General features: G+C 48.8%; 10 protein-coding genes and 3 pseudogenes. 9 read left to right on the top strand and 4 right to left on the bottom strand.

From position 1 onward, the window contains the following. The first annotated feature begins 8 nt into the window (after positions 1 to 8). Genes LBPC_RS14050 through LBPC_RS14025 form a run of 6 tightly spaced genes read left to right on the top strand, consistent with a single transcriptional unit; the run spans position 9 to position 5106 of the window. Positions 9 to 494 carry a PTS sugar transporter subunit IIB gene (locus LBPC_RS14050; protein ID WP_003568129.1) on the top strand — a complete coding sequence of 162 codons (486 nt, stop codon included), beginning with the start codon at positions 9 to 11 and terminating at the stop codon, positions 492 to 494. Next, positions 491 to 1423, top strand: a complete 933-nt coding sequence (locus LBPC_RS14045) for a MurR/RpiR family transcriptional regulator (RefSeq protein ID WP_003585938.1) — start codon at positions 491 to 493, stop codon at positions 1421 to 1423. Before LBPC_RS14050 ends, LBPC_RS14045 begins: the two co-directional genes overlap by 4 nt. Next, complete coding sequence (gene murQ / locus LBPC_RS14040) at positions 1350 to 2267, top strand: N-acetylmuramic acid 6-phosphate etherase (RefSeq protein WP_080543870.1); 918 nt, start codon at positions 1350 to 1352, stop codon at positions 2265 to 2267. Before LBPC_RS14045 ends, murQ begins: the two co-directional genes overlap by 74 nt. Beyond that, a complete protein-coding gene (locus LBPC_RS14035) occupies positions 2254 to 3276 on the top strand; it encodes a serine hydrolase domain-containing protein (protein WP_003662453.1) in 1023 nt (340 codons plus the stop codon). Before murQ ends, LBPC_RS14035 begins: the two co-directional genes overlap by 14 nt. After that, positions 3264 to 4331 carry a dipeptide epimerase gene (locus LBPC_RS14030; protein ID WP_003662454.1) on the top strand — a complete coding sequence of 356 codons (1068 nt, stop codon included), beginning with the start codon at positions 3264 to 3266 and terminating at the stop codon, positions 4329 to 4331. Before LBPC_RS14035 ends, LBPC_RS14030 begins: the two co-directional genes overlap by 13 nt. Next, positions 4321 to 5106, top strand: a complete 786-nt coding sequence (locus LBPC_RS14025; protein ID WP_003662456.1) for a serine hydrolase — start codon at positions 4321 to 4323, stop codon at positions 5104 to 5106. The genes LBPC_RS14030 and LBPC_RS14025 overlap by 11 nt, the downstream gene beginning before the upstream one ends. Positions 5107 to 5519: 413 nt before the next feature. Here LBPC_RS14025 and LBPC_RS17475 read toward each other — a convergent pair. Next, positions 5520 to 9785: pseudogene (locus tag LBPC_RS17475) on the bottom strand (TIM-barrel domain-containing protein); the annotation flags it as partial. Between the two features lie 98 nt (positions 9786 to 9883). On the opposite strand from LBPC_RS17475, the gene LBPC_RS14015 reads away from it, so the two are divergent. Further along, a complete protein-coding gene (locus LBPC_RS14015) occupies positions 9884 to 10900 on the top strand; it encodes an IS30 family transposase (protein WP_011674977.1) in 1017 nt (338 codons plus the stop codon). A 47-nt stretch (positions 10901 to 10947) separates the two neighbouring features. Here the strand turns inward: LBPC_RS14015 and LBPC_RS16690 are convergent. The 3 genes and pseudogenes from LBPC_RS16690 to LBPC_RS17340 all read right to left on the bottom strand — a co-directional run. Beyond that, positions 10948 to 11697 (bottom strand): annotated as a pseudogene (locus LBPC_RS16690) (hypothetical protein); the annotation flags it as partial. Between the two features lie 53 nt (positions 11698 to 11750). Further along, positions 11751 to 12767: an IS30 family transposase gene (locus LBPC_RS14005; protein ID WP_041091620.1), complete on the bottom strand. Its 1017-nt coding sequence runs from the start codon at positions 12765 to 12767 to the stop codon at positions 11751 to 11753. A gap of 92 nt (positions 12768 to 12859) precedes the next feature. Beyond that, positions 12860 to 13219: pseudogene (locus LBPC_RS17340) on the bottom strand (maltodextrin glucosidase); the annotation flags it as partial. A gap of 396 nt (positions 13220 to 13615) precedes the next feature. On the opposite strand from LBPC_RS17340, the gene LBPC_RS13995 reads away from it, so the two are divergent. Next, positions 13616 to 14347: an NrtR DNA-binding winged helix domain-containing protein gene (locus LBPC_RS13995; protein WP_003662464.1), complete on the top strand. Its 732-nt coding sequence runs from the start codon at positions 13616 to 13618 to the stop codon at positions 14345 to 14347. Positions 14348 to 14440: 93 nt separating this feature from the next. Next, positions 14441 to 15001 (top strand): cysteine hydrolase family protein, encoded by a 561-nt coding sequence (locus LBPC_RS13990; RefSeq protein WP_003662465.1) that lies wholly within the window; start codon positions 14441 to 14443, stop codon positions 14999 to 15001. Positions 15002 to 15010 lie beyond the last annotated feature (9 nt).

Here is a 15010-nt window from a genome sequence, read left to right as displayed (position 1 = left end):
AGATTCTAATGACAATTGTGGCAGCACGTGTTGACGAACGGATGATTCACGGCCAAGTAGCGATGGTCTGGACGAACACAGTCGGCGCTAACCGCTTAATGGTGGTTAACGATGAGGTGGTACGCGATGAGATGGCGATTCAAGGTTTGAAAATCGCCCGACCAGCAGGGAAAAAACTAGCAATTAGCTCCGTTGCCAAAGCCATCGAGAATTTGCAGAATGGCAAATTTGCAGATGATCAAGTCTTTGTCATTACTCGAAATATTCCCGATATGGCGAAGTTGATTGATGGCGGCGTACCAATCAAGGCCTTTAACGTTGGCAACTTGTCGGAAAAACCAGGCACTAAGAAAATCAAGCCTTCCGTTGCCGTATCACCAGACGATATTGCGATTATTCGGCGCTTATTGAAACAGGGAGTCACCATCACTGCGCAAATGGTTCCCAACGAAAGTGCAACGTCCATCGCAACTTTTATTGATAAGGCCGAATGAAGACAATCTTAGAGACGTTGCAGTCGCGTCTGTCGCAATTAAGTCCGGTGAATCAAGCTTTGGCTCGTCATGTTATAACCGATCCTGAGACTTTTATCGCACAGACAACAGCGCAGATTGCCCACGCAAGCGGGGTATCGGCCGCATCTGTCATTCGGTTTGTTCGTCAATTTGAGTTTGCCGACCTGCAGTCGTTTAAACTAGCTCTCGCACGGGAAAAGACGTTACCTGCAGAGGTGATGCCACTTGATCCGCTGGTTCAGGATGACGACGACTTGTCGACCATGATGCATAAATTAAGCCAGACTGCGATTGCCGCAGTGCGTGATTTGCCTGATGAGTTGGATCAATCTGCCGTGCAGTCAGCCATTACAACGCTGCGACAGGCACGTCATATTTATTTGGTGGGAGTCAGTGCTTCCGCCCTAGTTGCTCAGGATCTTTATTTGAAATTGATTCGCGCTGGGTACGTGGCCATTTTTGACCACGACACCCACACGGCAGTGGAGCGCGCTTATTATACGACACCGGCCGATGCCATGGTCGTTTTTTCATACAGCGGTTTGACTAAAGAGGTCGTATTGGCGGCTCAGCAAGCGCGGCGAAACCAAACGCCTGTAATTGCAGTGACACGGCACGAGCCGAGTCCGTTGCGTGAAGCGGCAAGTTGCGTGATTGCCTTGCCGCCGACAGAACCGTTGTTGCGAATCGGTGCGGTGACCTCAATGTTCACGGAGACTTATGTCGCGAACATTCTTTTTCTGGGGGTCGTTCAAGGTGAGATCAAAAAAACTGAGCAGAATTATCGCGCAACGTCACAATTGACAAGTGAGTTAAAGATTCGAGGGGAAAAATATGTCAATCGCAGACTTAATGACCGAGCAAAGAAATCCGGCCAGCACACACATCGACACAATGACAACGCCTGATTTGGTGGCGTTGATTAATGCTGAAGATGCAAAAATTGCACCAGCAATCGCCAAAGAAAATAGCCACATTGCCGCGGCAATCGATGCTGCCGGGCAACGATATAATCGTGGCGGCCGGTTGATTTATGCCGGGGCGGGCACTTCTGGCCGTTTGGGAGTTTTGGATGCAGCTGAACTCGTACCAACTTATGGTATTCCGCCAGAGCGGGCAGTCGGGCTAATTGCTGGCGGCATGTCGGCCATGTTCAAGTCGGTTGAAGGCGCGGAAGATTCTGCGGAGCTAGCCGAGCATGATCTCAAAAGACTGAATTTGAACGCCAATGACACGGTTATCGGGATTGCCGCATCTGGCCGGACGCCGTATGCGATCGGAGCTTTAGCATTTGCGCAACAAACCAAAGCGCTTGCGATTTCGGTGGCCTGTGTCCCTGACAGTGTCTTGGCACAACATGCGGATATCGCCATTGCCCCAGTTGTTGGCCCGGAAGTGATTACCGGATCAACACGCATGAAAGCTGGGACTGCGCAAAAGATGGTTCTGAATATGTTGTCGACAGGGGTCATGATTCGCGCCGGGAAGGTTTTTGAAAACTTAATGGTTGATGTTTTGCCAACCAATGCCAAGTTGGTTGATCGCGCAGAACGCATTATTGCGGCCACAACCGGCGTTGATCAAATCCAAGCTGCAACCTTGCTGAAAACAGCGGGATATAAGGTCCCAGTCGCAATTGTGATGGCTAAAACCGAGCTGGATGCCGCCGATGCAACGCAGGTCTTGGCGGATCATGATGGTGTTATCAGTGCAGTTTTGGCGGCTTGGGAGGCCAAGCATGGGCACAAATAAGCAAACAGCTTTGCTGCCAACGGTTAACCAAGCGATAACTGATGGCGCGGTTTTCGGCGTGTCGTATAGTCTGCTTGGCCCGCAAGAAAATGCCTTGCATGTGATCGGCTACCAAGGTGCCGGGGATGACCGGCTGCCGTTGTTGCCGCAAGCGCGGTATGATCTGGCGTCGTTGACGAAAGTTGTCGGCACGACCACCCGACTGCTGCAGTTGCTTATAGCCGGCAAGTTAGAATTAACCCAACCCATTGGCTCGTTGGTCAGCGGTTTGCGCTACCCACAACTGACGATTGAACAACTCATGCTGCATCGCAGTGGCTTGCCAGCAGATGTCCCTGATGCCCATGCGCTCGATCAAGCGGGGCTGATTCATGCCGTCAAAACAATGGCTGCTGTCGCTGCACCAGACACTGAGACGATTTATTCGGATTTGAACTACATCATACTCGGTTGGGCGATTGCTGCACTCGATGGTGATTTGGCAACAAGCCTGACGCAACATATTTTTGCACCACTGGGCATGCATGCGACCGGTTATCGACCGCAACACGTGGCTGCAGCCGATTTTGTGCCAACCGAAAACGTGCCTGCTCGCGGTGGCATCATTCGTGGGACAGTTCACGACCATAAAGCCTTTTTACTGGATGGGGTTAGTGGTCATGCAGGGTTGTTCGCCACGCTTGCGGATCTGACTATTTTCACACGGTTGTTGGCTGGTCTGCCCGTGACAAATGGCGATCAAGTTCTGCCACCAGCGGCGTTTGTGCTGCTTGACCGCTTTTGTAAAGGCGGTCGGACACTCGGCTGGCGCTGTTGGGCGCAAGGACGTCATCAATACTGGCACACTGGGTTTACAGGGACATCAATAGCATTTGATCGTGATACCCAGCGCGGATTTGTCTGTTTGACCAATCGAATCTATCCTAGCCGCGCCAATCGTGCATGGTTGGCGGTTAGGCGCCAGTTATTAACCCAATTTTTCGAGGTGGCGACTTCATGGCCGGATTAGAACCAATTATTCAAAAAATACAGTTACGGCCGATCAGTTTACCGCTGGTGCGGCCTTTCACAACAGCGATGCATACCGTGACGGCTGCGGATGCTGTTCAAGTTGACGTTTTGCTGACAAATGGCACAGTTGGTCATGGCGCCGGCACCCCCAACGCGGTGGTGACAGGTGATACGATGTCGACCTTGCAGGAAAACTTGCAGACACAGGTGATACCGGCACTCATTGGCCGTGACATCCGAGACTGGAATAGTTTGCTGACGCGGCTTCATGCCAGCACATCGGAGCAACCCGCCATTGCAGCGGTTGAATTGGCACTTTATGATTTGCGTGCAAAGCAGGTTAGCATCCCGCTGACAGCGTTACTCGGTGGTCAACAGCGAACGGTCACGACTGACATGACGATTGGGATTCAAGTGCTGCCCGATATGGTAAGCGAAGCGAAGGCATTTGTTTCCCGAGGCTTTAAGGCTTTAAAAATCAAAGTCGGTGGTGGTCGATTGGCAGATGATTTGGAGCGCGTCAAAACGATTGCCAAAGCTGCAGGCCCTGATATTCGCCTGCGTCTCGATGCCAATCAAGCATGGACAACTGATCAAGCCAAGGTTGCGGTGACCGAACTGGCGGCTTTGCAGTTACCGATAGATTTTATTGAACAGCCAGTTGCTGCGCGCAATCACGAAGGCTTGGCAACGTTGACTGCTATGCGACAGTTACCAATCATGGCGGATGAGAGTGTCTTTGGGTTTCAAGATGCGCTGGCATTACTCAGTCGCCACGCAGTCAATCACATCAATATCAAACTAATGAAAACAGGCGGTTTGGCGGAGGCTGCGAAGATCGATGCAGCTTGCGCGTCTTTTGGCGTGACGACCATGGTTGGGTGTATGATCGAAAGTAACCTGAGTCTGGTGCCGGCGATCGCGTTTGCCGCGGTTCATGATAATGTTACGTTCACAGATTTGGACGCGGTCTACATGGTCAAAAAGCAGCAAGCAGGCATTCAAACGAACGGGCCACAGCTTACAATTGGAGATCCTATGCATGACGCCTGATAAAATCGTGACACGGCTTGATCAAGTGAATCAGAAATTTGACGAAAAACACGCCTTGCTGGTTGCTGATACCCGGCATGTGCTGTTTGGCGCGCAGGTTGATCAACCATTTCCCGCTGCTAGTTTGATCAAACTGGGCATTGCCGCCTTTGTAAAGGAAAAAGCGGCAGATGATCCCAGCCAACTCGAGCGGCAAGTGACGCTTCCGGAATCGGTCGGTGGGGCAGGTGTTTTACGTTTCATGTCACCACAAGCTTGGCGCGTGCGTGATTTGCTGACGTTGATGCTCACGGTATCGGATAATCTGGCTACCAATGCGCTATTAACCACGTATGGGCTGCCGACCATTGCAGCATGGCTAACTCGGCATTATTCTGGCGTCCAACTACGGCGACCCTTGATGCAATCAACCTTTGATGGCGATAATATGATCACCGCAAGCGCTGCCTGGCAACTATTGCGCGCTTTGTTAACGTCGGACGGCAACGAACCGGCAGCGGATATCTGTGCCCAAGCCCTGCGGCATCAGCAAAACCGCACCAAGCTGCTGTTAGCGCCGACCATGGAAAACTTCGTCGGTTGGCTAGCCGGTAAAACTGGCGAGTTGCCTCATTGCGAACATGATGCGGCCTGTTTTGCCGCTGAAGGTGAGCGCTTGTATGCGGTGGTGCTGACACAATTTGATTATGATCGGCAGACGGCTATGCAATTTAGTCAACAGGTTGGGCACCTTATTGTGCAAGCTTTTCAGGAGAAACGGGATCGGTTTTTGTGAGGTTGAGTGATTTATAAAGGTGTTAATGATTTTGGAAGGACAATTTTACGCGGGATACAAAAGATGTTAGACAGGATTTTCTTTGCCGTGCCAAACTCCGCAATCTCCGGCCAGCTGGGGTGGCGACGCGAAGCTAGAGCGGAGACGGCGCTTCGAGCCCAAAAAACGGTCTCGAAGTCGCCTAACAACATCAGTTCCAAGGCCCGTCGCTGTGTTGTTTGCACGGCTGAGCCCCATCTGGCCTACGATTGCTCCGCCTTGGTACTGGAATCTTTAAATCCTATTCATTTATATATAAGAAAGAACGAATAAGTTTCCCCTATTTGAGAAAACTCATTCGTTCTTTTTGTGGCTATGAAGACTATCCCAATCTCATGAAGCTGTTTCACTTTCTGAGATGAGTCATGGAGTAGCTATTTGTCTTTTTTAGGTTGTCGTAGCTTCAAGTAACCCAGTACGCCGATGATGGTCGCGCCCAGTAGTGCCAGGGTTGATTGGGTATGTTCGCCAGTATCGGGGATGTTGCTGGCATGATCGGTCTTGGTTGGATCTTTTGTCTGGCCCTTTTTAATCGTGGTGTCACCTTGGAAGCCGCCTGATTTAGGCGGGTTATTGCTTGGCTTTTCTTTATCAGGAGTGGGAGCCGGTGTTTGTTTGACCAGTTTGTCGAGCGCAGTCTTTAAGTCAGTTACTGCCTTTGCAACTGTTTCCCCAGAAGTCTCTGGATCTTTGTTCACTTCTCGGGCATACGTCAATGCCTTTTTTAGATCAGCAAAACTGGCAGGTGTATAGTCTGTCTCCTTTAGTTCTGCTGCTTTGGTGATCACGTTGACGAGTTCAGCCTTGTTCGGCTGCTTGATAAGTTGCTGAAGCGCTTTGCTCAAGGCATCTGTTGCCTTCGTCACTGCATCTTGAGTTGCATCGACATCGTTCAAAACGTTGCGGGTTGGCTGTAAAACCTCCGTCAATTTTGCAAAGGAGCCAGGGGTATAATCATTTGCCTTTAGTTTCTCGGCGGTGTTTAGCAAATCGGCCAGTTGTTGTTTATTTCCGCGCGGCACAAGAGCATCGATGGCGGCTTGTAGTTGAGTTGACAAGGTTTGAGCTGTATCAGCAGACGTTGCTGTATCAGCAAGCGCCTTTTTTGCTTCTGCTAGAGCTGCGGTCAACTTGTCAAAGCTGGCAGGCGTGTATTGGTCAGGATTTAAGGCTTCTGCAACTCTTACCCACTGTGCTAAGTCGGATTGCGGCTGTGTCTGCGTGAGGACTAATGCAAACCAAGCACGACTAAGTGATTGAATGGCCTCCTGAATCTGTTTCTGTGAGGCACCGGCATCAGTGCTAACGGTCTTTGCAGCGGTTATTTCGGTTTGCAAGTTGGCATAACTTTCGGGCGTGTAACGGTCTGCCTTTAGTGTTGCAGCTGCTGTGATCAGTGCTTTCAGTTGGTCTTGATTGACACCGCGATCTGCTTCCAGTTTGCCCAATGCGGTTTTGAGATCAATGTAGGCAGCTGTGAGATCAGATGGGGACACAGCGTCATCTTTGAGCAACTGGCTGGCTTTTTCACTGGCTGCAAGGACAGGTTGCCAACTGGTGGCGGTGAATAGCTTCGGATCGAGGGCATGCACAGCATCAATCAATGCCGCTAGCTGCTCTTTAGCATGATTATGCTCTGAATTGTCTTCAGGACGCAGCACAATTGGCGCTGGGGCTTCCGGCAAAGCCTCTGGTCCCCACTGGTTGGTAAGCATTGGATCAGTCAAAGCAAAGCTTAGATCGGCTTTCGTTAACTGTGTTTTTGCTTTAAGTGTGATCGTTGCCAGTTTTTCATTGCCAGTGAGCCGCTTTTGTTCCCCTTCATTTGCGAAAATGAGATATAGGTCGCGACTGCTATTCGAATGCGTGCGGACTTTGCTGAAGTTGACCATACCTGCGGTTGCAGCAGTGGGTTCGACCTGAATTAAATCAACATTTGGGTTGGTTAATGGCAACCGGGCGAATAAGCTATTAACGTTTGTCAGATCCTTGCCAATCAAATTGAGCGTGATGGTTTCGCCAGGGGCATAAGTGGTTTTATCAGACTGCAAGGCTAGGGTGCCGCTTGGAATCTTCTCATCTGGTTTGGATACTGGTGTTTTGCCGAGTTTGGTCATCACATAGTTGATATCAAATGCATCAATCACACCGTTTTGGTTTAAATCGCCATTTTGAACGTAACCATTGAAGTCACTGTCGATATTAGCTGTCAAACCAGCATAGTTCACGAGCGACATCTGATCATCACCAGTAATCGCGCCATCGTTGGTAATATCGCCTAATACTTGTTTGTTGGTACCGTCACGCTTAAATAGCAGAAATTCTTTGCCTGAAACAAAGTCGCCTAGCGTTGATGCCTTAGGGATGGTGAGCCGAATGTGCTGGGCTTTTTCCTTTTGGCCAAAAGAAATTGTTTTTTCTTGAGCATCAAATGTCCACCCTTTGCCTTCACCAGCTTCATGCTAATGAATACCATCGAGACTGGTTTCAACTTTCAATGCTGATAGATTACCATTGCCGCCATTTTCTCGCGGTACGTAGGTGAGATGATCGAGATCATAGACACCGTCTAGGTCAGCGGTAATCGTCATCGGCGTTGCCGACTGCTTCTCGCCGCTGGTAAACCAGTTGGTGTGGGCTTCGGTGGTTAAGTCTTGATCAAAAAGTTTATCGACCGTTTGTTTGCCTTGCCATACTGGGACATCCTTAATGGTTGAATCGACTTTCAAGTTGGTCATTTTCAGAGCTAAGCGCAACGGATTTTCATCAGAGCTAAAGGTTTGTTTATCACTCCATTTCGACACGGCATCCTTTGTGACCGTTCGTACTTGGAACGAGTGCTTAGTTTGTTCTTTAACCGGTGACAAAACGAATGCTGGTTTTTTGAGACTGCGATAAACCACGCCGTCAGCTTTGACGTCGTAACTTAATGCGTCTGTTACAGGCGACCAGTTGATGCCAACCGCGGTGTCTGTTGTCGTCTTTTCATCTTGTTTGATTGTGCTTGGGATCGCCAATTCGTCATTCACTGGCAGATCGTCGGTTGACGGATCATCTTTAGCATCAATACCAGAGACAGTTAACTTGATCCCATTGGTTGCCGCGTTTGTTTTGGCAAGTTTGACTTGGAGGAAGGGTTGGTCAATAGCCTTCTTGTCGGTCAACTTTTCGAGATACTGATTGGTGTGGTACTCGCTATTCACAAAGTAAACATTTTCGCCGGCATCATAGTCTTTCTGATTGGTGACTGCTTTTAAAGCGACTTGCTGACTGCCAACAGTTGCAATGACATTGCTGGGATTGCCACTCGTGCGAATAGCAAATTCGGTTGTTCGTTCGGATTTCAAACCTGTGTAATCACCTGACAGGGGTGCCACATTGACCTCAAGCTGACCCTCTTGCAGGTTGCTTGTCACTTTGGTTTCCGCGTAGGCACCCTTTAGATATTTTCGAGAGATACCGTCATCTTCATAGACGGTAAAGTCTTGCTTGCCAGCCATTGGGAAAATTTGGAATTGTCGCTTGGTTTGATCCATTTCCTTAGGCGTGTTATGTGCCGGTGTAGTCGGAATGATAGCACCTTTTTTTACGAAAACAGGCAGTTTCCACAAGGGAGCTTCAAAATTGTTCAAAACCTGACCGCCGCGGTATTCCTTACCAGTGTAATAGTCGATCCATACCTGATCCTTGTCCGGTAAATAGATGCCATTGCGGACATCATTGCCTTGATCGTCTGAAGCGGTATTTTGGTAAATTGGTGCAACCAAGAAGTTGTCACCCCATAAGTATTCGTACTTAACCAAGTCCGTGTAAGCTTCAGGCATATTTGGGTAGTCAAGGAATAAACCGCGAACCATCGGCTTGCCATCAAAAACGCTTTGGGCAGAGGCGGTATAGTTATATGGCATGAGCATCGTCTTTTGCTTGGTATAGGCTCGGTTGATATCAGTCGTATGTTGATCAAAAGAAAATGGGGTTTTTGGATTACTGCCCCAGCCATCCATGTTGAGTTGAATTGGCGTGAAGGCCTTCCATTGAAAGTCACGAGCATTGACAATTGAATTTCCGCCGCCAAAGATGCCGTCCATATCGGAACCAACGTATGGCTGGCCCGACAAACCGGTGCCGATGTAGGTTGGAATGTGGAAACGAATGTATTCCCACTGGCCACCAGTTTGATCGCCAGTCCAAATACCAGCATAACGCTGTGTGCCAGCCCAACCGTCTAATGTGATGCCAAAAGGCCGTAAGTTATCGCCTTTGACTTTTTTCATCATGTTGTCGGCTTTTTCAAGCCCATCCAGCCCAAAAGAATAACCGTCACCGACCCAAGCAACATCGGTCTTCAAAGCTTTAACACCATTAGCGACTTCTTTTGAAAAATCGCGATCATCCGGCTTAGGTTTATTTGGGTCAACTGGCGACAGATTTTGCTGTGTCCATAAACCGACTTCGACACCTTCCTTACCGGCATAATCCGCAAAATCTTTGAGGTTTTTTAGGTTGCCAGCCAGCGTATTAGTTTGACCATAACCGGCGCCGTAACCGTCATTAGGAAGAAACCATCCCAGTGGCATATCGTTTTTTTTGTAACGATCAATCACCGCACGGGCACTGAATTGATAGTTGTTCAGTTCCCCAGTTTACAATTCAAGTGCAACACCCTGACGACTAGACCATAAAGGCCATGAAGACCTATTCTTGTTAGTGCTAGCTAAACAAGAAAGCAGGAATCTTCATGACCCACTCTCAGACTAACACTCACAAGCATTACCAACAACTCAGTTTTAGCGACCGTGCTACAATTCAGGCCCTTCAGGCTGCTGGTGACACCGCGACCGTGATTGCACAGAAGCTTCATCGCAGTAAAGCGACAATCTCACGAGAAATCACGCGTGGATCTGTAACTCAGCTCGACTCGAAGCGTCACTCGCATCAAGTCTATCTTGCGGAAACTGCCCAAGCCATGCACGACCGTAAACGCGATAGAACCGGTCACTACGCCTTTCTTAAGACCGGCCGTGCGTTCTTCAAGGCTCTCTCCAGGGAGCTTACTCGTAAGCCGCGCGTACACAGCGTTGATAGCTTCGTACACTTCTATCGCGACCAGGGCAAGGCTTGCCCTTCAACGACAACTGTGTATCGCTACATCGACGCCGGGCTGCTTGAGCTAGACAACATGACACTTCCCAAGAAGCTCCGACGCCGCATCAAAGGCTATAAGAACGCCCACAAGCGCAAGAATAAGAAGATATACGGCGACTCAATCGAGTTGCGTCCTGCGGCCGTGAATGACCGCACAGGCGTGGGACATTGGGAAGGCGACTTGGTCAAGGGTATTCGCTTAGCTGATGAGCCAGCATTAATGACGCTCACAGAACGGTACAGCCGGACTGAGATCATCGTCAAGATTCCTGACTATCATGCGGGCACCTGCCTTAAAGCCTTGCAGGACACGATCGACGACTACGGGGCCAAGGAATTTGAGAGTATCACTTTTGACAATGGTTCCGAGTTTGCCAAGTTATCAGAGATTGTTGGAACCCAGATTTACTTCGCACATCCGTACTCGCCTTGGGAGCGTGGCACAAACGAGAACGCCAATGGACTGCTTAGGGAATTCTTCCCGAAAGGGAAGTCTCTCAGAGCAGTTACCCTGGTTGAAATTCAAGCAGTCCAATCCGCACTGAACCATCGTCCCAGACGTATTCTGAACTATCTTCGCCCATGCGATTACTACCGATGCATGGCGTAACAGCCTAGACCACTATCAAGAATTCGTTATCATCGTTGCACTTGCCTTGAAAATTGAGGATAGTTGTTCAGTTCGCCATTCAGTGATTCCTTTGTGCCGCTTTGACCAGCGGGTACTTTTCCTGGCTGGTATTCTTTATAAAATTTGCCGTCTTCGAATCTGATTCCGCCACTGGTGCCTTCAGGAACTTCAACCCAAGTGTCACGATTATAAGCGTTCAGATGGGCCTCATAGAAGCCATACCGTGGCATCATCGCTGGCGCACCGGTTAAATCGTAGTAGTCTTTTAGCAAGTTGTACGGTTTGTCATCGAAGAAATAGACGGCATCGAACCGCTTTTCTTGATGCGTCGTTTTAATTTCACCATTATTTGCGGCATCAAAGTCATAGGTCCCTGGCGTGAAGGTGTTGCGGATGACGCCATAACCAGCCGTTGACCAATAGAACGGATTTGGCGATGCAACGCCGCCGTCTACCCAATTGTTGGTATTCACAATTTTGATCTTTTCGCCAGTTAACGTAAAGTTACCGTTTTGCGTACCGCCGCCGAAGTATTGATCGTTGTTATGCTTAAGCGTTTGGGTAGTATCGTCTGCTGTGATACTAAGTGGCTGACTTTCGGCCATAATAACCTTTGCGCCGCGTTTAACTTGCAAGGTAGCGGCAGTCTTGTTTAGATTAATGGCGAGCGAACCAGTTTTAATCGACCAGCCGTCACTAGTACTAGTCAAGGCAGCAGACGCAAAGTCTTTTACCGAAGACGCATTGATTGATTTGGTAAAAATCTTGGCCCTCAATTTTCAAGTCAAGTGCAACGATGATAACGAATTCTTGATAGTGGTCTAGGCTGTTACGCCATGCATCGGTAGTAATCGCATGGGCGAAGATAGTTCAGAATACGTCTGGGACGATGGTTCAGTGCGGATTGGACTGCTTGAATTTCAACCAGGGTAATTGCTCTGAGAGACTTCCCTTTCGGGAAGAATTCCCTAAGCAGTCCATTGGCGTTCTCGTTTGTGCCACGCTCCCAAGGCGAGTACGGATGTGCGAAGTAAATCTGGGTTCCAACAATCTCTGATAACTTGGCAAACTCGGAACCATTGTCAAAAGTGATACTCTCAAATTCCTTGGCCCCGTAGTCGTCGATCGTGTCCTGCAAGGCTTTAAGGCAGGTGCCCGCATGATAGTCAGGAATCTTGACGATGATCTCAGTCCGGCTGTACCGTTCTGTGAGCGTCATTAATGCTGGCTCATCAGCTAAGCGAATACCTTTGACCAAGTCGCCTTCCCAATGTCCCACGCCTGTGCGGTCATTCACGGCCGCAGGACGCAACTCGATTGAGTCGCCGTATATCTTCTTATTCTTGCGCTTGTGGGTGTTCTTATAGCCTTTGATGCGGCGTCGGAGCTTCTTGGGAAGTGTCATGTTGTCTAGCTCAAGCAGCCCGGCGTCGATGTAGCGATAGACAGTTGTCGTTGAAGGGCAAGCCTTGCCCTGGTCGCGATAGAAGTGTACGAAGCTATCAACGCTGTGTACGCGCGGCTTACGAGTAAGCTCCCTGGCGAGAGCCTTGAAGAACGCACGGCCGGTCTTAAGAAAGGCGTAGTGACCGGTTCTATCGCGTTTACGGTCGTGCATGGCTTGGGCAGTTTCCGCAAGATAGACTTGATGCGAGTGACGCTTCGAGTCGAGCTGAGTTACAGATCCACGCGTGATTTCTCGTGAGATTGTCGCTTTACTGCGATGAAGCTTCTGTGCAATCACGGTCGCGGTGTCACCAGCAGCCTGAAGGGCCTGAATTGTAGCACGGTCGCTAAAACTGAGTTGTTGGTAATGCTTGTGGGTGTTAGTCTGAGAGTGGGTCATGAAGATTCCTGCTTTCTTGTTTAGCTAGCACTAACAAGAATAGGTCTTCATGGCCTTTATGGTCTAGTCGTCAGGGTGTTGCACTTGAATTGTAAACTGGGGGTAAAAATCTTGGCATTCAACCCTTCTCCCGATTGGGCCGGTGCCGCGAATTTTTCTGAAGGGTCAACGTAAAAGCGGAACTGATTGTCGGCCAAGATAAAGAGACGCGCCTTCAGGTCATTTGAATAGGTCACTTCAAAATAATGATCTTGCTTGCTTACGTTCACGATATTGAGCATGCTTTTGGCTGCTCTAGTTGTTGTTGCTTGAACAGGTTGTTTGGCTGCCGCGACATCAAAGGCACTGGCAGCATATACTGCTGCTGCGGTTAGTGATAGGATTGCGCTGCTGTATAACAAAGAGCGTGGCACACGATACTTACGGGTGCTGGTGCTTGAGCCATTATGCATTGGAAAACCCTCCTAAAACTTTTTCATAGACCGACACCCGCCATAGGCCTAGTGGTTGGTACCAGTCAAAGGAATTGTAACCGCATTCAATGCACTATCTCAACCATAAATGAGCGATTATTTGCAAGTGATTTATAGTTTCATAGATTATTTTTCATGAAGTATAAATATATTGCTACTGAGATGATTAAATTAAAAACTTATGACGGCATATCAATAACTGGCGTTGTTCTTCGAATACTCAAGTAATGAGCAGCAGTTGAATGACAGCGGGTATTTTTTTTGAAATAATTCATATGTATCTCATTACATTCACGTTCTTACTTATCCGCATTTCCGCCTCTGTTTTGCTATAATCACAACTGAACACAATCGTTATAAAGAAAGTATGATTTCATGGCTGACGAATTTCTTGCGCATCCTTTGATCACGATTACGAACGTTATTTGGAGTTTTTCGCCGACAACCCACCAGTTGCAGGTGCTTTTGATTCATCGTGCCGGGGCACCGTTTGCCGGTTTCTGGGCATTGCCGGAAACCACTTTGCGTGAACGGGAAAGTGCAGACACAGCGGCGATTCGATTGATTCGCGATAAGATCGGAATTCACGTTAATCGTGGATCGACAGAGCAACTTGCGACATTTACCGATCCGACGCGGACCCCCGGGGAGCGCGCACTGGCGTTGACTTACATGACTTACTTGCCAACGATGCCGAATTTGCAACCGGGTTACGGTGCTACCGATGCACGCTGGTTTGCTTTTAGTGCTGCTGATGAAGCAGGTTATCAACTGCAAAATGGGCGAACGATTTTTCCGCTAGGCACATCGACATCTGAGCTAGCGTTTGATCATGCCCGGATTTTGACGGTGGCCATTCGCCGTATTCGTAACCGACTAGACTATCAGCCTACGATTCTTCAAGTTTTAGGGACGACGTTTACGTTGAAAGAGGCGCGCGAAGTGTATGCACCATTTTTAATGACGACTGCAAATGCGATTGATAATTCTAATTTTAAGAAAACCCACCAACAGCTGTTTATCGAAGTCGGCACTGCTCATGATCGCACGCGTAGTGGCCGGCCACCGAAGCTTTTCAAGCTGGCAGAGTTGAAAAATCCGATGTGACCGCGTATCGTAGAGAGCAAATAAAAGTCGGATCTACTTTTATCGAATGCAAGTTTAAGTAAAAAATACTTTTATTAAGAAAGGATACTAATTATGGCACACACAAATGAAGCGCTGCTGATCATTGATTACACCAATGATTTTGTGGCTGACGAAGGGGCCTTGACCTGTGGCAAGGCTGGTCAAGTGCTAGCACCACAAATTGTTGCTTTGGCCGATGAATTTCTACAGCAAGATGGCTGGGTGTATTTGCCAACGGATGTTCACACGCCGCATGATCCCTATCATCCAGAAAGCAAACTGTTTCCGCCGCATAATGTTTGCGGTACGTGGGGACGTGCTTTTTATGGTTCGCTGGCGCCTTGGTACGACGCGCATCAAGCCGAAGATCATGTCAATATGTTTGATAAGACCCGATATTCTGCTTTTGCCGGGACGCCCCTAGATTTGCGCCTGCGCGAACGGAAAATTGCGACTGTTCATTTAGTTGGCGTTTGCACGGATATTTGTGTGTTGCATACTGCAGTGGATGCCTACAACCTGAATTACCAGATAGTTGTTCATCAGAAGGCAGTCGCTGCATTGACACCAGCTGGGCAAGATTGGGCACTTGATCATTTTGCCCATGTGCTGGGAGCAACCGTTATCGATTAGTGTTGAGAC

The sequence above is a fragment of the Lacticaseibacillus paracasei subsp. paracasei genome (genome assembly GCF_000829035.1).
Classification (GTDB): Bacteria; Bacillota; Bacilli; order Lactobacillales; family Lactobacillaceae; genus Lacticaseibacillus; species Lacticaseibacillus paracasei.
The sequence above is the reverse complement of the archived record's forward strand: the minus strand, read 5'-3'. Positions and strand labels throughout refer to the sequence as shown.